This window comes from Mergibacter septicus, assembly GCF_003265225.1.
GTDB classification, from domain to species: domain Bacteria; phylum Pseudomonadota; class Gammaproteobacteria; order Enterobacterales; family Pasteurellaceae; genus Mergibacter; species Mergibacter septicus.
On the sequence record NZ_CP022013.1, the window covers coordinates 795,255 to 814,296 of the forward strand.

A 19,042-nucleotide genomic window follows, 5' to 3' on the forward strand; every position below is an offset into this window, starting at 1 on the left:
TTATCGTGAAACCTCAGCTAATAGCTGTTGTACAATCCTTGCATTAGCAGGTGGAAATTGTCCTGCATCAAGTTCAGCTTGATCAACCCAAAAACCTTCTTGTCCTTCTCGTCCAAAAGGTTCATCGATCCACTCCTCAATCAAATAAAACCAAAATTCGATAATTTTCGTTGGATATTCAAAATGAAAATGTTGATATAACTTCTCTTTCCCTAATAAATGAATACCAATTTCTTCCTCTAATTCTCGCTTTAATGCTTGTTCAGGCGTTTCACCTTTATCTACTTTACCACCGGGAAATTCCCAAGATTGGGCAAAATCCTTCCCTTCTAATCGCTTGGTTAAATATATTTGTCCAAATTCATTGCGAATTATACCTGCAGAAACTTGTATTAAAGGCTTATTTCTAGCTTCACTTTGCATAGTTTTTCCTTGTAACAATAAAACACTTTACTTTTTTAATAAAAAAACTGAATTCTGTCTAGCCTAGAATTCAGTTTTTATTTACTTTTCGCTATTATCAACAATTAGAATAGCTTACTGATGTAGTGCTTTATCCACTTTTTCAAATAAGTTTTTCGATAAATTTTCTACTTCAGCTAAACGCTCTAATCCACGTTTCATCAAGGTTTGACGTTGGTTATCATAACGAGAAAAACGAATTAGTGCTTCAACCAGTCTTGCTGCTACTTGAGGATTAATTTCATTTAATTTAATTAAAATATCAACTAAAAAACGATATCCAGAACCATCAATTGCATGGAAAGCATTTGGGTTATGCATCACAAAACTACCGACTAAGGCTCTTACTCGATTTGGATTATTTAAATTAAAACTTGGATGTTCTAATAATTGAATAACCAGTTGTAATACATCTTCATCTGGGCGTGTTGCTTGCAAACTAAACCATTTATCCATCACCAAACCATCGGTGTGCCATTTTTGTTCAAAATCTTGCAATAAGCTATCACGACAAGGCAATTTAGCTGTTGTTGCTGCTGAAAGTGCAGCTAAAGTATCTGTCATATTATTCGCATCTTGATAATGTTTATTTACTAAAACATTGCCTAGCTTAGTGAAAGCCAGATAACTTAAACAAACATTATTTAATGAACGCAATGCAATATCTTGCTGAGTAATTTGATATTGTTCTAAGCGAGTGCGGTTATATGTAACAAGTAAAATATCTTCAAGATGATTTGCAATATTTTGTACCATAAATTGACGCACAGCATGGATACCAGATGGATCGATAGTTTTAAATAATTCTGCAAATTCAGTTTCCTTCGGCATCGTTAGAATTAAAGCGGTTAATTCTGGATCTTGAGAATGTTGTAACACATCTTTTAATGCAGATAATACAGCATCTGAAAATTCAAGCGGTAAGCCTTGTTGATATTGGTGCAAATTATATTGTAATTCATTAGCCAATAACATTTGAGCCGCATCCCAACGTACAACACCACTATCAGCAAAACGTAATAAGGCAATTAACTGCTCGGTGGTATAGTCATAATCTAAACGTACTGGTGCAGAAAAATCACATAATAATGCAGGTACAGGTTTACTAAAAACATTATGAAACTCAAAAGTTTGTTCTTTTTGAGTTACATCTAGTACTTCACTGACTTGTTGCTTACCATCAAATAATGGTTGGGATACACCGTTTTCATCGTATAACGCTATTTTCAATGGAATATGCAAATTCACTTTTTCCATCTGATCTGCAGTTGGAGGGGTAACTTGAGTAACATTGAGGCGATAAATTTTACAACTTTCATCATATTCATCATTAATACGTAACTCTGGTGTCCCTGATTGACTATACCAGCGACGGAATTGGGTCAAATCTATTCCAGATGCCCGCTCCATCGCAGAAACAAAATCTTCACAAGTTGCCGCTTTACCATCATTCTCGGCAATATATAATTTCATACCTTGTTGGAATTTTTCCTCACCTAAAAGGGTATGCAACATACGAATAACTTCCGATCCTTTTTCATATACTGTTACCGTATAGAAGTTATTCATCTCAATCACTTTTTCTGGACGAATTGGGTGAGACATTGGGCTTGCATCTTCAGCAAACTGGATACTACGCATAAATTTAACATTATTAATTCGATTAACTGTACGAGAACCTGTATCTGATGAAAACTCTTGTTCACGAAAAACCGTTAATCCTTCTTTTAAACTTAATTGGAACCAATCACGACAAGTTACTCGATTGCCCGTCCAATTGTGAAAATATTCGTGGGCAATAACCCGTTCTACATCAAGATAATCATCATCGGTTGCGGTTTGTGGATTCGCTAAGACAAACTTAGAATTAAAAATATTTAACCCTTTATTCTCCATCGCCCCCATATTAAAGAAATCTACTGCGACGATCATGTAAATATCTAAATCATATTCCAAACCGAAGCGTTCTTCGTCCCACTTCATCGATTTTTTTAGGCTTTCCATTGCCCAACCAGCACGATCAAGATTTCCTTTATCAACATAAATCTCTAGCTTCACTTCTCGACCACTACAAGTGGTGAAAGTATCTGTTAACAGATCAAAATCCCCTGCAACTAATGCAAAAAGATAGCTTGGTTTTGGAAAAGGATCCTGCCATTTTACCCAATGCTGACCATTTTCTAATTCACCTTGTTCAACTCTATTCCCATTTGATAATAGATAAGGATATTTTGTTTTATCTGCAATAATTTTAGTTGTATAGCGTGCTAAAACATCTGGGCGATCTAGCATATAGGTAATTTGCCGAAACCCTTCCGCTTCACATTGAGTACAAATCCCATCACCAGACTGATATAACCCCTGTAATGAGGTATTTTCTGCTGGAACGACCGTAGTAACGATTTCTAATTCAAAACGCTGATCATCAATACCTGATAAATTTAAGGTAATCCCTTCTTTATCTAATTGATAATCAGTAAAAGGTTGTTGTGCTAATTTAATCGAACATAACTGTAAACTATGCCCATCTAAACGTAATGTTGTTGCTTGTGGATTCAATTTTTGAATAGAGGTTGTGGCTGTAACTTTGGTATTTTGTGGATCTAATTCAAATTCTAAGAAAATATCAGTTACCGTATAATCAGGGGCTTTATAATCTTTTCTATATTTAGCTTTAGGTAGCATAAATCCTTCCATACAATAAAATTAAATAAAACAGTATCTAGGATAAAATTTTCCGCTTTAACTTTCAATCAGATTAGATCTTTTCGACTAAAAAGATAAAAATAACGTAATAGATACTTTTGATAATGTATGAAAATCAGACAAAGTATACACCTAAATAAGTAGAAAAAAGAAAACCGTTTTAATTCTTAAAACGGTTTTAAACTATAATTATCCGACTAACATTAACCTAAAATTTCTCGTAATGCTCTACCTATCTCGGCTAAACTACGAACAGTTTTCACACCTGCGGCTTCTAAAGCGAGGTATTTTTCCTCGGCAGTACCTTTTCCACCACTAATAATCGCTCCTGCATGCCCCATACGTTTGCCTTTTGGTGCCGTAGTCCCAGCAATATAAGCAACAATAGGTTTAGTAACATTTGCCTTAATAAAAGTAGCTGCTTCTTCTTCCTCTGAGCCGCCTATTTCACCAATCATAACAATCGCATCAGTATCTGGATCTTGTTCAAAGAGTTGTAAAATATCAATAAAGCTTGAGCCGGGAATAGGATCACCACCAATACCTACACAGGTAGATTGTCCAAACCCTTCATCTGTTGTCTGTTTTACAGCTTCATAAGTTAACGTGCCTGAACGAGAAACAATACCAATCCGTCCCTTTTTATGAATAACTGCAGGCATTATTCCTATTTTACATTCATCTGCCGTAATTATTCCCGGACAATTAGGGCCAATCATTCTAATCCCTGTTTGGTTTAATTTCTGCTTTATAACTAACATATCCAGTGTTGGAATCCCTTCTGTAATACAAACAATCAGTTGTATGCCAGCATCAATCGCTTCTAAAATGGCATCCTTACAACCAGATGCGGGAACATAGATAACTGTTGCCGTTGCTCCCGTCATTTCCACCGCTTCTTTTACTGTATTAAACACAGGTAAGCCTAAATGAATACTTCCACCTTTTCCGGGAGAAACGCCGCCCACTAATTGGGTTCCATAAGCTAAAGCTTGTTCTGAATGAAAGGTGCCTTGTCCACCAGTAAAACCTTGACAGATAACTTTGGTATTTTTATCAATTAAAATAGCCATTACTTTTTCTCCTCGATTGCTGCTTCGACAACTAATTCAGCGGCTTGACTTAAACTCTCGGCGGCAATAATTTTTAAGCCACTCTCTGCTAAAATTTGTTGTCCTAATACGGCATTATTCCCTTCTAAGCGTACCACCACGGGTACCTTCACCCCTACTTCGCTAACCGCTTCAATAATGCCATTGGCAATTAAATCGCACCGCACAATCCCGCCAAAAATATTAACCAATACCGCTTTAACATTTTGATCAGAGAGAATGATTTTAAATGCTTCAGCAACACGTTCTTTAGTTGCACCACCACCGACATCAAGAAAATTAGCTGGTTGACCGCCATATAATTTAACCATATCCATTGTTCCCATAGCTAAACCAGCACCATTTACTAAACAACCGATATTGCCGTCTAAAGCGACATAATTTAGTTGATGAGCTTCTGCTTGAGCTTCCCTAGCATCTTCTTGAGTAAGATCTCGCATCGCTTGCAAGTCGGGGTGACGATATAAAGCATTACCATCAAGCACCACTTTTGCATCAAGGCAATGTAATGCACCATTTTCTAAAATAACCAAAGGGTTCACTTCTAACAAAGACAGATCTTTTTCGATAAAAAGTTTAGTTAATTGGCAGAAAATATGAGTAAATTGTTTAATCTGATCACCTTTTAAGCCTAACTTAAACGCTAATTCTCGACCTTGATATGGCATTCCACCTATCAACGGTTCTACTTTTACTTTATGTAATAAATGTGGTGTTTTCTCAGCAACTTCTTCAATATTAACACCACCTTCAGTTGATGCCATAACAACAATCGCTTGAGATCCACGATCAACCACAGCACCAAGATACAACTCTTGTTTTATTTCAGAAAGAGGCTCTACATAAATTGTATTTACAGGTTGACCTTTACAATCTGTTTGGAATGTAATTAAACGTTGTCCTAGCCACTTATTCACAAATTCTATAAGTTCTTTTGCATTAACAACTTTTACGCCACCAGCTTTCCCCCGTCCTCCTGCATGAACCTGACATTTAGCCACCCATAAATCACCACCTAATTGTTCGATTGCTTGCATTGCTTCTTCAACACTACGGCAAACAACACCTTGACTAACAGGTAATTGATATTCAGCAAAAATCTGTTTGCTCTGATATTCATGTAGATTCATGCTATTCTCCTATTATGTTGTTTAATGAGACCCACTTTAGTTATTTTATTAAGACTTTATGCAAATTTATTCATATAAAAAATGGCAGATAAAAATTATCTGCCATTATGTTGCTTGATTAAATTTCTAATAAAATCCGTGTTGGATCTTCTAATAACTCTTTAATTGTTACTAAAAATCCAACAGATTCTCGACCATCAACTAAACGATGATCGTATGATAAGGCTAAATACATCATTGGGCGAATGACCACTTGCCCATCTATCGCAACAGGGCGATCTTTAATTGCGTGCATCCCCAAAATAGCACTTTGTGGTGGATTAATGATTGGTGTGGACATTAAAGAACCAAATACACCGCCATTAGTAATGGTAAAATTACCACCAGTTAAATCTTCAACGGTTAATTTACCATCTCGCCCTTTCTCTGCTAATGCTTTAATTTGCTTTTCAATTTCAGCCATACTTAGCTGATCACAATCACGTAATACTGGTGTAACCAAGCCTCTTGGGGTGGAAACTGCAATACTAATATCAAAATAATTGTGATAAACAACATCATCACCATCAAGTGACGCATTAATTTCAGGATAACGTTTTAAAGCCTCAACCACTGCTTTTACATAAAAAGACATAAACCCTAAACGTACACCGTGCTGTTTCTCAAATTTCTCACCGTATTTTTTACGTAAAGCCATAATCGGTGACATATCCAATTCATTAAAAGTTGTTAGCATTGCCGTATTATTTTTAGCTTCTAATAAACGTTCTGCAATCCGTTTACGCAAACGTGTCATTGGTACACGTTTTTCACTCCGATTAGCTAATAATTCTGGCATATCAATTGGCATAGTTGTTATATTTTGCTGTGCTAGATGGGCTTTTATATCCTCTCGACTAATACGACCATGTTTACCACTGCCTTTTACATCATTTGAATTTAACTGATGTTCTGCCAATAAACGGCGTACTGCTGGTCCATAAGGATCCTCATTACTTACGCCAGAGGCTTGCTTCTCTTCAGCTTTTTCAGAAGGTGAAACTGTTGGTGAGGTATGGGGCGTTATTGCTGAGGATAAAATCCCTAACAACTGTTTACTTACAACACTACAGCCCTCATCTTGTTTAATTTCAGTTAATACACCATCAATAGGTGCAGGCACTTCCAATACCACTTTATCTGTTTCAATTTCAACTAATAATTCATCACGTTGAACCTGATCTCCTACTTTTTTATGCCAAGTCGCTACCGTTGCATCGGCAACAGATTCTGGTAGATCAGGGGTAAGAATTTCAACATTTGTATCTGCTAAACTCATTTTCAATTCCTCTTATGAAACATTATTTTCCTAATTAAGCTAAAGTTAAAGCATCATCAACCAGTGCTTTTTGTTGTTTTAAATGTAATGACATATAACCGACTGCTGGTGATGCTGATGCAGGACGCCCGGCATAACGTAATTTTGCCCCTTCTGGTATAGAAGCATGGAAATTATGTTGACTACAATACCATGCACCTTGATTTAAAGGCTCTTCTTGGCACCATACAAAATCTTGTACATGCTGATATGGTGCTAAAATTTCTTTCATTTCCGCATGTGGATAAGGATATAATTGCTCTATCCGAATAATAGCTACATCAGTTTGCTGCCGTTTGCGTCTTTCTTCTAACAAATCGTAATAGACTTTACCTGAACACAAGACAACCCGTTTTACTTGTTGAGCTTCAATTGGATCAATTTCACCTATAACGTTTTGGAATTTACCGTGATAAAGTTCCGCCATTTCAGATGTTACTAATGGATGACGTAATAATGATTTTGGTGTAATCACAATTAATGGTCGTCTAACTTTACGTAGAATTTGACGGCGTAACATATGGTAAACTTGTGCAGGTGTAGAAGGAATACAAACTTGAATATTATCTTGGGCACAAAGTTGTAAATAACGTTCCAAACGTGCAGATGAATGTTCTGGACCTTGTCCTTCATAACCGTGAGGTAATAACATCACCAAACCACACATTCTGCCCCATTTTTGCTCGCCTGAACTAATGAATTGATCAATAACAACTTGGGCAACATTCGCAAAATCACCAAATTGTGCTTCCCATAAAGTTAAAGTCGAAGGAGCAGTAGCAGCAAAACCATATTCATAAGCTAATACCGCTTCTTCAGATAATACCGAATCCCATACTTCAAAACGACCTTGTTCAGTTTGTAAATGGTTTAATGGAATATGAGTGCTGGCATCTTGTTGATTATGTAATACCGCATGACGATGAAAAAATGTTCCCCGACCAGAATCTTCACCTGATAAACGAATATGGTGACCACTATCAAGTAAAGTAGCATAAGCCATTAATTCAGCCATCCCCCAATCCAAAGGTTTTTCACCTTTTGCCATTGCTTGACGATCAGCATAAATTTTTGCTACTCGGCTCTGTAATGGATAATCACAAGGTACTTCACTGACTTTTTGGGCTAAAAATTTAAAATGTTCAGGATCAAAATGACTATCATAAGAACAAGTCCAACTTTGATTTAAATACGGCAACCAATCAATTTTATTCATATCAATCGGACTATATTCAGGGACAACACATTCCCCCCGATCTAACGCATCTCGATACTCATTGATTAAACCTATCACTTCAGCTTCCGTTAAAACGCCTTCGGCAATTAAACGATCCGCATAGACTTTACGTGGTGTTGGATGCTGTTTAATTTTTTTGTACATTAACGGCTGTGTTGCTGATGGTTCATCAGCTTCATTATGTCCATGACGACGATAGGAAACTAAGTCAATAAAAATATCTCGTTTAAAACGTTCTCTATACTCTACTGCTAACTGTGCTGCAAATGCGACAGCTTCAGGATCATCACCATTAACATGGATAATCGGTGCTTGAATCATCTTCGCAATATCAGTGCAATATTCGGTTGAACGGGTATCTTGTGGATTGGAGGTAGTAAAACCAATTTGATTATTAATCACAATACGAATTGTACCACCAACACTATAACCTCGTGTTGCTGACATATTTAAACTTTCTTGTACCACCCCTTGACCTGCAACCGCAGAATCACCATGTACTGTAATCGCTAAAACTTGTTGTCGATCAATATCCCCCATTTTATTTTGTCTTGCTCGTACTGAACCTAAAACAACGGGATTAACAATTTCCAAATGAGATGGATTGAAGGCTAAGGCTAAATGTACAGTACCATTTTCAGTCATATAATTGGCTGAAAATCCCTGATGATATTTCACATCACCTGTTCGGCTTTCATCGTGTTTACCTGCAAATTCATCAAAAAGCTCGCTTGGCTTTTTACCAAGGACGTTAACTAACATATTTAAACGCCCACGATGTGCCATTCCCATTACAACTTCTTTTACCCCTTTACGGCTAGCATGGCGGATAATTTCTTTCATTAATGGAATAAATGCATCACTACCCTCTAATGAAAAACGCTTCGCACCCGGGAATTTTGCACCAAGATAACGTTCCAAACCATCTGCGGCAGTCAACTCTTTTAAAAAGGTCATTTTCTCTTTTGGGCTAAAAAGAGGTTTATCTAGAACACTTTCAATTTTAGTTTGTAACCAACGTCGAACCTCAATATCAGTTACATGCATAAATTCAAAACCAATATGACCACAATATGTCTCTCTTAATGCTTGATTAAGTTCATTAAGTGTCATATTTTCTCGTCCATAGACTAATTGCCCTACATTGAAACTTTCATTTAAATCTTCTTCAGTAAAGCCATGAGTACGATAATCTAAATCTTCAATCACGGGACGTTGCCACATCTCTAGTGGATCTAATTTTGCATTAATATGCCCACGAAAACGAAACGCATTAATCCACATTAATAACCGTACTTGTCTTGCACTTGCTTGCGGATCAATCACGGTACACTGCCCTCTACTATTTTCTCTAGCAAGTTTTTTAAAATAGTCTTTTACTTGAGAATGTAGTTGTTCAGCAGATTGCGAAGTGGAAGCAAGATCTTGAAAAATTTTTGCCCAACTCTCACCTACACTTGTTGGATCATTCAGATAATCTTCATAGAGAGCTTCAATATAAGATTGATTAGCTCCTCCTAAAGCTGTTGTCGCTTTCCACTTTTCCATTGTTGTGATATTTGGTACATCGTTGTATTGCATTTATAAACCCTTTTTAGTTCCTGCATTCACACATAAAACGTTATTATCATTTTATCTTTTTGCGAAGTAGTGTGATAGCAATTTAACGTTTCTATTCTACCTCATTAATTTGATGTGGCTATTATCACTAATTTAAAATAAAAATTCTGTGAACCTTGTAACAAATTTAACAAAAAGAAAACATTTCTACTCCAACTATTTTTTGATCCATGTCTAATTTTTGAAAAAATCTTGTCGTTAATTTAATTTTTGGTGGTATTGTTAGTTTGACTTAACAAAAATTTAACACTAATTATTGTTAATCCTCAAACACAACATGAATATTCTTCACCAAAGGAGTAGTCTATGTCAGATCTAAAAGCAACCTTAAAAATTAGTGATGGTCGTGAATATGAATTGAATGTCTATCAAGGTTCACTTGGTTATGATGCAATAGATGTCCAATCTTTATCCGCAAAACATTTATTCACCTACGATCCCGGATTTATGTCAACCGCATCCTGTAATTCCTCAATTACCTATATTGATGGTGAAGCTGGAATATTATTACACCGTGGTTATCCTATCGATCAACTAGCTGAAAACGCAGATTATTTAGAAGTTGCATACCTACTACTCTTTGGCGAACGCCCAAATAAAGAAGAATATCAAGATTTTGTTAAATTAGTAAAAAGCCACAGTTTAGTACATGAACAACTCAGTCGTTTTTTCCACGGTTTTCGCCGAGATTCTCATCCAATGGCTGTAATGTGTGGTGTAAGTGGTGCTTTAGCTGCGTTCTACCATGATTCTCTGGATATTTCTAATGCTCATCATCGTGAACTTACCGCTATCCGACTCTTAGCAAAAATGCCTACATTGGCGGCTATGTGTTATAAATATTCCATCGGGCAACCCTTTATGTTCCCACAAAACCGATTGTCTTATGCTGGTAATTTCCTATATATGATGTTTGCAACCCCGTGTGAACCTTATGAAGTCAACCCTATTTTAGAACGAGCAATAGAACGTATTCTTATTCTTCACGCTGACCACGAACAAAATGCTTCAACCTCAACCGTACGTACAGCGGCTTCTTCTGGTGCTAATCCATTTGCCTGTATTGCAGCAGGTATTGCATCTTTGTGGGGACCTGCTCATGGTGGTGCAAATGAAGCCTGCATCAATATGCTAGAAGAAATTGGTTCTGTCGAACGTATTCCTGAATTTATCGCTCGAGCAAAAGATAAAAATGATCCATTTCGTTTAATGGGATTTGGACATCGAGTGTATAAAAATTACGATCCTCGAGCTAAAGTTATGCAACAAACTTGCCATGAAGTATTAAATGAATTAAAAATTAACAATCCTCTGCTCGATGTTGCAATGGAATTAGAACGAATCGCACTAAGCGATCCTTATTTTATTGAACGTAAACTCTACCCAAATGTCGATTTCTATTCAGGCATTATCCTTAAAGCAATTGGTATCCCAACATCAATGTTTACTGTAATGTTTGCACTAGGGCGTACTGTTGGCTGGATTGCTCATTGGAAAGAAATGTATAACCAAGGTAATTTTAAAATTGTCCGCCCACGTCAAATTTATAATGGGGAAAAACAACGAGAATTTATTCCAATGGAAAAATAAAAATAGATGTTTATACTTAAAAAGACGTGAAAAGCAATCAAATTTCAGATAGAATAACTACCTAAAATTAGTATACCTCCTATATAGCCTTCCCTGTGTTTTAATCCTCCTTTTAACAGGGAAGGATTTTTTTATCTTTTTTATTCATCTTTAATCAATATTAATAATATTTAACGATTAAAATAGTTAAATTTCATTACTTTTGCTTATTCTTCAAATGAGAAGCAAATTTTTCAATTAATTCAATAATTAAATCTCTATCTGCCTTTTCGAGATCCTGCAACAAAGCAAGAATATAGTCATTTTCATCGCTTACTCTCTCACTTTTACGTGTAATCAAATCGGCTAGACTACATTTAAAAATATTCGCAAACTCAATCAGCCTAATTAAACTCGGAATAACAACGCCTCTTTCAATTCGAGATACTGCTTCATTCCCTATTCCTAACAACTCAGCCAATTGTTCTTGAGTTAATTTCGATTTTTGACGGTATTCCGCAATATTTGCACCAAGTTGTTTAGAAAATTTTTCTTTGTTGATATCCATTTTTACTACCTCTATAACTTTGAGATAGTGAATAAAAGATTAAATACTAATTAAAGGACTTTTAAGGTTGATAATTCAACTTAAAAAGTTGATATAAGAATGTAAATATTGTAATATTCGACTCCACTATCTAATTAGATAGTGAAATAAACTATTTCATAAATATTATTTTTTAAGGAGTTTTTAATGAAAAAACTATTAATTGCCTCTCTATTAACTTTATCAGCCATTCCAGCTTTTGCCTCTAAAGGCAATATTTATGTACAAGGTGATTTAGGTTATTCAGAAGTTTCTACTGATCGTGAAGAAATTAATGGAGAGAAAATCAATTTATCAAATAAATCTTTTACTCAACGTCTTAGTGTTGGTTACAATTTTGGAAATGGCTTTAGAGTAGCTGGTGATTTTACGAATTTCGCTAATATTAAAGGTGAAGTTAATATATTAGGTATTAATGTTGATTACACCGCAAAAATAAAATCTTTTGGTATTTCAGCTTTTTATGATTTTGCTAATAGCACACGTTTTACCCCTTATCTCGGTACTAGACTTTCTTATAATCACGGTTCAATGAATGTTAGCACTAATGTGATTGAAGTAGATGTTTCAAAATCAAGTACAGGTTTCGGTGTATTAGGTGGTATTCAAACTAAACTCACTAATAATTTGAGTATTAACACTGGCTTAGAATACAACCGCTTATTCTCTGATGTTAATCAATTCGGTGCTAACTTAGGCTTAAGTTATAACTTCTAATCTCATTCAGATACCTTACTTATTTCTTTAAGAATAATAGTTAGATCATATTTAACCTAACTATTATTCTTTAAATCAGCCCTTATATTAAGAAAATTATATGAAAAAATATTTTATTTTATTCATTGCAATATTAAGTCTATTTTTATCCGCATGTAGTTCACAAAATAGCCAAGTTAATTTAAAACCATTTGATAAGCGTTATAAAAACTATTATTTAGAAAATATTTCAATTCAAAAATTTGATGATAAAGTAATTAAAACTTTTTCTACAGAATTAGATACTGCATTAAAAGGATACGGCTATGAAACTGGCGATCAATTAGGTATCAAATATGAAATCCTAACATTTGATAAAGGAAATCGAGCCTTAAGATATTTTGTCGGTTTTGGTGCTGATAAAGCAACTGCTACCATTAAAACAACATTAGAGAATAAACAAAAGAAAGCACTAGGATCAATTATTACTGATGCCTCCCTAAGTATTGGTGTTTTTGGTGGTGATGATCTTATTCCAATTATCAATGCAGCAAAAGATGTTGCGAAAAAAATCCACGAATCAGGTATTCTTATAAACAAATAATTAAAAATTCCTCTTACAATACCGCTTAAAAGTAAGGGGAATAATGATTGTTTCAACACCATTCTCCTCTATTTCTACTATTCCTACATTTTGTTTTGATTTTATACTGCCTTTATGCTGTTAATCAGCTATAATAACAACCATTTGTTCTCTTTCATTATTTATTAAATTCGAAAAGACTATGACAGCAAAATTTAATATAAAAACTTTTCAAGGTATGATCCTTGCACTTCAAGATTATTGGGCAGAACAAGGTTGTACTATCGTTCAACCTCTAGATATGGAAGTCGGAGCAGGAACTTCCCATCCAATGACCTGTTTACGAGCAATTGGACCAGAACCAATGGCAAGTGCTTATGTACAACCTTCACGCCGTCCAACAGATGGTCGTTATGGTGAAAACCCTAATCGTTTACAACATTATTATCAATTCCAAGTAGTGATTAAGCCTTCTCCCGATAATATTCAAGAGCTTTACCTCGGTTCATTAAAAATGCTTGGTTTTGATCCAACTCAACACGATATCCGTTTTGTGGAAGATAACTGGGAAAATCCAACTTTAGGTGCATGGGGACTTGGTTGGGAAGTGTGGTTAAATGGTATGGAAGTTACCCAATTTACCTACTTCCAACAAGTCGGTGGTTTAGAATGTAAGCCTGTAACTGGTGAAATTACCTATGGTTTAGAACGTTTAGCAATGTATATTCAAGGGGTAGATAGCGTTTACGATCTCGTTTGGTCTGATGGCCCACTTGGTAAAACGACTTATGGTGATGTATTCCACCAAAATGAAGTAGAACAATCTACTTATAATTTTGAATATGCCGATGTCGATTTCTTGTTCCACTGTTTCGAACAATATGAAAAAGAAGCAAAAGCATTACTTGAACTAGACACCCCATTACCACTACCCGCTTATGAACGTATTTTAAAAGCCGCACACAGCTTTAACTTACTAGATGCACGTAAAGCGATTTCCGTTACTGAACGCCAACGCTATATTCTGCGTATCCGAGCCTTAACTAAAGGGGTTGCAGAAGCATATTATGCCAGCCGTGAAGCATTAGGCTTCCCGGGGTGTAAGAAATAAGTGAAGTCTTATTTTTAAAGCAAGAGATTTGTTACTAAGTTAAAAAAGTATGAATTTCTTGGATAGTTCTATAAAAGATATTTTAAATATAATTCTTAAAAAGAACTTGTTAATAGAATGATGAAATTAAATAGGATTATTTCAAAATGACAAAAAACTTCCTTGCCGAGATCGGTACTGAAGAGCTACCACCGAAGGCTCTGAAAAAATTAGCGGTGGCGTTTAAGGACAATGTTGAGCAAGAACTGAATCAAGCGGGTCTAGCATTTGATAAAGTCAAATGGTTTGCTACCCCACGCCGTTTAGCGGTGAAAGTATTAGGGCTAGCAGAAGCACAGCCAAGTAAAGAAGTGGAAAAGCGTGGACCAGCAATTACAGCAGCCTTTGATGCGGAAGGTAAACCAACCAAAGCGGCAGAAGGTTGGGCAAAAAGTTGTGGCATTAGTGTTGAACAGGCTGAACGGTTCAAAACAGACAAAGGCGAATGGCTAGTGCATCGTGCAGTGATTGAAGGGCAACCAACCAAAAATCTTCTGCTTGATATTATCAGCAATGCCCTTGCGAAATTACCTATTCCCAAAACAATGCGTTGGGGGGATAAAACCGAGCAATTTGTTCGTCCCGTGCATACAGTAACCCTGTTATTTGGTGATGAGTTGATTGAAGGTGAAATTCTTGGCATCGCCAGTGGCAAAACTATTCGTGGGCACCGTTTCTTAGGGGAGCAAGCATTTAGCATTGACAATGCCGATCAATACCCTGAGATTTTGGCACAAAAAGGTAGTGTGATTGCTGATTTTGAACAGCGTAAAGCGATTATTTTGCAAAATTCGCAACAAAAAGCGAATGAGCTTGGTGGTATTGCGGATATTGAAGAAAGCCTGCTTGATGAAGTGACTGCTTTAGTCGAGTTTCCTAACGTACTTACGGCAACTTTTGAAGAACGTTTTCTTGCCGTACCAGCCGAAGCGTTGGTTTACACAATGAAAGGCGATCAAAAATATTTCCCGATTTACGATAAAAACGGCAAATTATTACCGCACTTTATTTTCGTTTCTAATATTAATCCAGAAGATCCAAGTAAAATTATTGCAGGAAACGAAAAAGTCGTACGCCCACGCTTAAGTGATGCAGAGTTTTTCTTTAAAACGGATTTAAAACAGCCTCTAATTAGCCATTTATCTCGCTTAGAAAGCGTATTATTCCAACAACAGTTGGGAACTTTAGGCGATAAAACTAAACGTATTGAAAAATTAAGTGGGATAATCGCAGAACAGATAGGCGCAGATAAAAATAAAGCGGAACGTGCAGGTTTATTATCCAAATGTGATTTAATGACCAATATGGTGTTTGAATTTACTGATACACAAGGTGTAATGGGTATGCACTATGCTCGCCACGATGGAGAAGATGAAGAAGTGGCAGTGGCATTAAATGAACAATATATGCCTCGTTTCGCAGGTGATCAATTACCGCACTCTTTAGTCGCTTGTTCTGTCGCATTAGCAGATAAATTGGATACCTTAACAGGTATTTTTGGTATTGGTCAGCATCCGAAAGGTGATAAAGATCCGTTTGCTTTAAGACGGGCTGCACTTGGCGTATTACGGATTATTGTTGAGAAAAAATTACCTTTAGATTTAGAACTCTTGGTAAAAAATGCAGCAACTCTATATTCAGATAAATTAACCAATCAAAATGTGGTGAATGATGTTGTTGACTTTATTCTTGGGCGTTTCCGTGCTTGGTATCAAGATGAAGGGTATCGTGTTGATGTGATTCAAGCTGTATTAACTCGCCGTCCAACAAAACCTGCCGATTTTGATGCAAGAGTCAAAGCGGTTTCCTATTTCCGTCAATTAGATGCCGCACAAGCTTTAGCCGCTGCGAATAAACGTGTTTCTAATATTCTAGCCAAAGTGGAAAGTGAGATACCATCAGCCATCAATCCAACACTTTGTACTGAAAATGCGGAGATTACCCTTGCTAATCAAGTTGCGACATTACAACAGCAACTACAACCTCTATTTGCAAACGGAGAATATCAAACTGCACTAGAGCAATTAGCAACATTACGTGAACCAGTAGATAATTTCTTTGATAATGTAATGGTTAATGTTGACGATCCTACTTTACGCAACAATCGTTTAGCATTGTTATTTAATTTACGTCAACTTTTCTTACAAATTGCAGATATTTCCGTATTACAATAATGACAACAATCAGCCCCTTATTTTTCATTAGGGGCTTATTTCTCTAATTCTCTTGTTTTTGAATCGAACTATTTCTGCGTAATTAGATTTGTTGTTTTGGTTTAACAACAGAGAAAATATGATTATCTGGTATGGTTTATTCAATAATTTCTACACCCTGAGGTGTACCCACAATGGTGATATTAGCTGGACGAAGTGCAAAAATACCGTTTGTAACAACGCCTGCAATATTATTTAACTCTTTTTCCATTTCAACAGGATTGAGAATTTTAAAATTGTGTACATCTAAGATGACATTGCCATTATCTGTTACCACACCTTCACGGTATTCAGGAGAACCACCTAAACTCACTAATTTACGAGCAACTTGAGAGCGAGCCATCGGAATGACTTCAACTGGTAAAGGAAAAGTAGAACCTAGAATATCAACTTGTTTTGACCTATCTACGATACAGATAAATGTTTTCGCTAAATTAGCAACGATTTTTTCACGAGTTAAAGCAGCACCACCGCCTTTAATCATCATTTTATGTGGTGTTATTTCATCTGCACCGTCAATATAAATATCTAAACTCGAAACTTCATTAGGGCTAAATACTTCAATACCTAACTGACGCAATAATTTTGCTGAATGTTCCGATGCTGCAACTGCTCCTTTAATTTGATCAGCCATTGAACCTAACGCTTCAATAAAACAGTTTACGGTAGAACCGCTGCCAACGCCGACAATGGTATCTGGTTTAACATATTGGAGAGCAGCTTGTGCCGCTGCTTTTTTCATTGTAAGTTGATCCATAATTTGATATTCCTTTCTTGAAAAATGATATTTAGCAGGAGAAAATGTTTGGCAGTGTACACCTTTTGTTGAAAAAACGATAGCATTACACCCTTTTTAGTCTAAGAAAACCTCAAGTAATTCATTAAGAAATAGCTTGCCTTTGTCTGTAATTTGCCAATGATTTTTACTATCCAATATATAGCCTTTTTCAATGGCTAAATTGATTTGAGGTTTCACTGTATTTAATGATAAGCCAGTTAAGGCTTCAAATTGTCGTTTAGGAACAGGTTCAAGCAAACGAAAACGGTTCATAAAAAATTCAAAAGGGCGATCTTCCGCTTTTACTTCCTGTTGTTCAAATAAAAAGTTACCTTGTAAATATCCCTTAGGATGCTTAGTTTTACTGTAACGTATGATACGCCCATCAGGAAAACTAATTTTAGCGTGTCCGCCACAGCCAATTGCAAGATAATCACCAAATCGCCAGTAATTGAGATTATGTTGACACTGATATTCTGCTTTTGCATAAGCTGAGGTTTCATATTGTTGATAACCAGCAGAAAGTAATAATTGATGCCCTTGAGTAAAGATCTCCCAGAGTTGATCATCATCGGGTAATTGAGGTGGACGAGATGCAAAGAGAGTATTAGGTTCTATGGTAAGTTGATACCAAGAGAGGTGAGGGGGAGAAAGTGCAATAGCTTGTTGTAGATCTTCTAGTGCTTGTTGTGGTGTTTGATCAGGTAAACTGTGCATTAAATCTAAATTAAAGCTTTGTAGTTGTGCATTTTTAGCATAACTTACTGCCAGTTTAGCTTCTGCTGCTGAATGAATACGCCCAAGACGTTGTAGTTTGCGATCATCAAAACTTTGAATCCCGATTGAGATACGATTAACACCTGCTTGATGATAACCGACAAAACGGCTTGCTTCTGCTGTGCCGGGGTTTGCTTCTAATGTAATTTCAATATTAGGGCTGAAAGGGATAAGTTGTTCAATCCTCTGTAAAAGAGAATGGATACTTTCGGCAGAAAAAAGACTAGGTGTTCCACCACCAATGAAAATAGAGTGTAGTGGACGTCCTTGGACATAGTGAAGATCAGCTGTTAAATCAGTGAGTAAGCAATCGATATAGTGTTGCTCGGGAATTTCATGCTTAAGTGTATGCGAGTTAAAATCACAGTAAGGGCATTTTTGTACACACCAAGGAATATGAATATATAAACTTAGAGGGGGTAAGATGATTGGGTTAAGCATAATATTATTTGGATAATTTTTGTTTAAGGATATTTAATGCCATAGCACGGTGAGAGATTTTCTTTTTCTCACTGGTATTAATTTGTGCAAAGGTAGCCCCCATTTGTGGTGAATAGAAAAGTGAATCGTATCCAAAACCATTGTCGCCTTGTTCAATAAACGTAATTTCACCTAGGCATTCCCCCTCGGCAATAATAGGACTTGGATCGGTTGCGTGTTGTAAAAAAACGATACAGCTGACAAACTTTGCTTGGCGTTTTTCTTGAGGAACATCTTGCATCTTCTCTAATAATTTAGCACGATTTTTAGCATCATTTCCTTCTTCAGCATAACGTGATGAATAGAGCCCCGGTTCCCCATTCAGTGCAGTAACAACTAAACCAGAATCATCGGCAATAGCGGGTAAGCCACTGATTTTTGCGGCATAACGTGCTTTTAATAAAGCATTTTCAACAAAAGTTAAGCCTGTCTCTTCAGGGCTTTCAATGCCTAATGCCGTTTGAGCGATTACTTCAAAACCAAATTCAGCTAAAACGTCAGACATTTCTTTTACTTTGCCTTGGTTACCAGTAGCAAGAACAATTTTTTGTTTCATAGTTTTCCT

15 protein-coding genes are annotated in these 19,042 nt (G+C 36.2%); 5 read left to right on the forward strand and 10 right to left on the reverse strand.

What is annotated here, in order from left to right; genetic code table 11:
• The 6 genes from mutT to sucA form a co-directional block, all read right to left on the reverse strand.
• Nucleotides 1-423: an 8-oxo-dGTP diphosphatase MutT gene (gene mutT / locus CEP47_RS03840; RefSeq protein ID WP_261920872.1), complete on the reverse strand. Its 423-nt coding sequence runs from the start codon at nt 421-423 to the stop codon at nt 1-3.
• 114 nt (nt 424-537) lie between these two features.
• Nucleotides 538-3,147, reverse strand: a complete 2,610-nt coding sequence (pepN, locus tag CEP47_RS03845; RefSeq protein ID WP_261920871.1) for an aminopeptidase N — start codon at nt 3,145-3,147, stop codon at nt 538-540.
• Between the two features lie 224 nt (nt 3,148-3,371).
• Complete coding sequence (sucD, locus tag CEP47_RS03850) at nt 3,372-4,241, reverse strand: succinate--CoA ligase subunit alpha (RefSeq protein ID WP_261920870.1); 870 nt, start codon at nt 4,239-4,241, stop codon at nt 3,372-3,374.
• Nucleotides 4,241-5,410, reverse strand: a complete 1,170-nt coding sequence (sucC, locus tag CEP47_RS03855) for an ADP-forming succinate--CoA ligase subunit beta (protein WP_261920869.1) — start codon at nt 5,408-5,410, stop codon at nt 4,241-4,243. The genes sucD and sucC overlap by 1 nt, the downstream gene beginning before the upstream one ends.
• A gap of 118 nt (nt 5,411-5,528) precedes the next feature.
• Nucleotides 5,529-6,728 (reverse strand): 2-oxoglutarate dehydrogenase complex dihydrolipoyllysine-residue succinyltransferase, encoded by a 1,200-nt coding sequence (gene odhB / locus CEP47_RS03860; RefSeq protein WP_261920868.1) that lies wholly within the window; start codon nt 6,726-6,728, stop codon nt 5,529-5,531.
• A gap of 34 nt (nt 6,729-6,762) precedes the next feature.
• On the reverse strand, nt 6,763-9,585 hold the full coding sequence (gene sucA / locus CEP47_RS03865; protein ID WP_261920867.1) for a 2-oxoglutarate dehydrogenase E1 component: 2,823 nt from the start codon (nt 9,583-9,585) through the stop codon (nt 6,763-6,765).
• 345 nt (nt 9,586-9,930) lie between these two features.
• Between sucA and CEP47_RS03870 the strand changes: the two genes are divergently transcribed.
• Nucleotides 9,931-11,214 (forward strand): citrate synthase, encoded by a 1,284-nt coding sequence (locus CEP47_RS03870; RefSeq protein WP_261920866.1) that lies wholly within the window; start codon nt 9,931-9,933, stop codon nt 11,212-11,214.
• 196 nt (nt 11,215-11,410) lie between these two features.
• Here the strand turns inward: CEP47_RS03870 and CEP47_RS03875 are convergent, their stop codons facing one another.
• Entirely contained in the window at nt 11,411-11,761 is a 351-nt protein-coding gene (locus CEP47_RS03875; protein ID WP_261920865.1) for a helix-turn-helix domain-containing protein, read from the reverse strand.
• 186 nt (nt 11,762-11,947) lie between these two features.
• Here CEP47_RS03875 and CEP47_RS03880 point away from each other — a divergent pair, with 186 nt between their 5' ends.
• The 4 genes from CEP47_RS03880 to glyS all read left to right on the forward strand — a co-directional run bounded on the left by CEP47_RS03880 (nt 11,948) and on the right by glyS (nt 16,403).
• Nucleotides 11,948-12,517 carry an opacity family porin gene (locus CEP47_RS03880; RefSeq protein ID WP_261920864.1) on the forward strand — a complete coding sequence of 190 codons (570 nt, stop codon included), beginning with the start codon at nt 11,948-11,950 and terminating at the stop codon, nt 12,515-12,517.
• A 100-nt stretch (nt 12,518-12,617) separates the two neighbouring features.
• Nucleotides 12,618-13,100, forward strand: coding sequence for a DUF4410 domain-containing protein (locus CEP47_RS03885; RefSeq protein WP_261920863.1), 483 nt, complete (start codon nt 12,618-12,620; stop codon nt 13,098-13,100).
• Between the two features lie 181 nt (nt 13,101-13,281).
• Nucleotides 13,282-14,190: a glycine--tRNA ligase subunit alpha gene (glyQ, locus tag CEP47_RS03890; protein ID WP_261920862.1), complete on the forward strand. Its 909-nt coding sequence runs from the start codon at nt 13,282-13,284 to the stop codon at nt 14,188-14,190.
• A 146-nt stretch (nt 14,191-14,336) separates the two neighbouring features.
• Nucleotides 14,337-16,403 (forward strand): glycine--tRNA ligase subunit beta, encoded by a 2,067-nt coding sequence (gene glyS / locus CEP47_RS03895; protein ID WP_261920861.1) that lies wholly within the window; start codon nt 14,337-14,339, stop codon nt 16,401-16,403.
• A gap of 136 nt (nt 16,404-16,539) precedes the next feature.
• Here glyS and rpiA read toward each other — a convergent pair whose 3' ends face one another.
• The 3 genes from rpiA to rdgB all read right to left on the reverse strand — a co-directional run bounded on the left by rpiA (nt 16,540) and on the right by rdgB (nt 19,033).
• Nucleotides 16,540-17,199 carry a ribose-5-phosphate isomerase RpiA gene (rpiA, locus tag CEP47_RS03900; RefSeq protein WP_261920860.1) on the reverse strand — a complete coding sequence of 220 codons (660 nt, stop codon included), beginning with the start codon at nt 17,197-17,199 and terminating at the stop codon, nt 16,540-16,542.
• A 96-nt stretch (nt 17,200-17,295) separates the two neighbouring features.
• Nucleotides 17,296-18,438 (reverse strand): radical SAM family heme chaperone HemW, encoded by a 1,143-nt coding sequence (gene hemW, locus CEP47_RS03905; protein WP_261920859.1) that lies wholly within the window; start codon nt 18,436-18,438, stop codon nt 17,296-17,298.
• Nucleotides 18,439-18,442: 4 nt separating this feature from the next.
• Complete coding sequence (rdgB, locus tag CEP47_RS03910; protein ID WP_261920858.1) at nt 18,443-19,033, reverse strand: RdgB/HAM1 family non-canonical purine NTP pyrophosphatase; 591 nt, start codon at nt 19,031-19,033, stop codon at nt 18,443-18,445.
• Between the last annotated feature and the right edge of the window lie 9 nt (nt 19,034-19,042).

Bases quoted from the DNA above. Each gene is read 5' to 3' on its own strand.
- sucC (WP_261920869.1), bottom strand. From the start codon at position 5,410: ATGAATCTACATGAATATCAGAGCAAACAGATTTTTGCTGAATATCAA.
- CEP47_RS03880 (WP_261920864.1), top strand. From the start codon at position 11,948: ATGAAAAAACTATTAATTGCCTCTCTATTAACTTTATCAGCCATTCCA.
- glyS (WP_261920861.1), top strand. From the start codon at position 14,337: ATGACAAAAAACTTCCTTGCCGAGATCGGTACTGAAGAGCTACCACCG.
- pepN (WP_261920871.1), bottom strand. From the start codon at position 3,147: ATGCTACCTAAAGCTAAATATAGAAAAGATTATAAAGCCCCTGATTAT.
- hemW (WP_261920859.1), bottom strand. From the start codon at position 18,438: ATGCTTAACCCAATCATCTTACCCCCTCTAAGTTTATATATTCATATT.
- odhB (WP_261920868.1), bottom strand. From the start codon at position 6,728: ATGAGTTTAGCAGATACAAATGTTGAAATTCTTACCCCTGATCTACCA.
- mutT (WP_261920872.1), bottom strand. From the start codon at position 423: ATGCAAAGTGAAGCTAGAAATAAGCCTTTAATACAAGTTTCTGCAGGT.
- rpiA (WP_261920860.1), bottom strand. From the start codon at position 17,199: ATGGATCAACTTACAATGAAAAAAGCAGCGGCACAAGCTGCTCTCCAA.
- sucA (WP_261920867.1), bottom strand. From the start codon at position 9,585: ATGCAATACAACGATGTACCAAATATCACAACAATGGAAAAGTGGAAA.
- CEP47_RS03875 (WP_261920865.1), bottom strand. From the start codon at position 11,761: ATGGATATCAACAAAGAAAAATTTTCTAAACAACTTGGTGCAAATATT.
- CEP47_RS03870 (WP_261920866.1), top strand. From the start codon at position 9,931: ATGTCAGATCTAAAAGCAACCTTAAAAATTAGTGATGGTCGTGAATAT.
- rdgB (WP_261920858.1), bottom strand. From the start codon at position 19,033: ATGAAACAAAAAATTGTTCTTGCTACTGGTAACCAAGGCAAAGTAAAA.
- glyQ (WP_261920862.1), top strand. From the start codon at position 13,282: ATGACAGCAAAATTTAATATAAAAACTTTTCAAGGTATGATCCTTGCA.
- CEP47_RS03885 (WP_261920863.1), top strand. From the start codon at position 12,618: ATGAAAAAATATTTTATTTTATTCATTGCAATATTAAGTCTATTTTTA.
- sucD (WP_261920870.1), bottom strand. From the start codon at position 4,241: ATGGCTATTTTAATTGATAAAAATACCAAAGTTATCTGTCAAGGTTTT.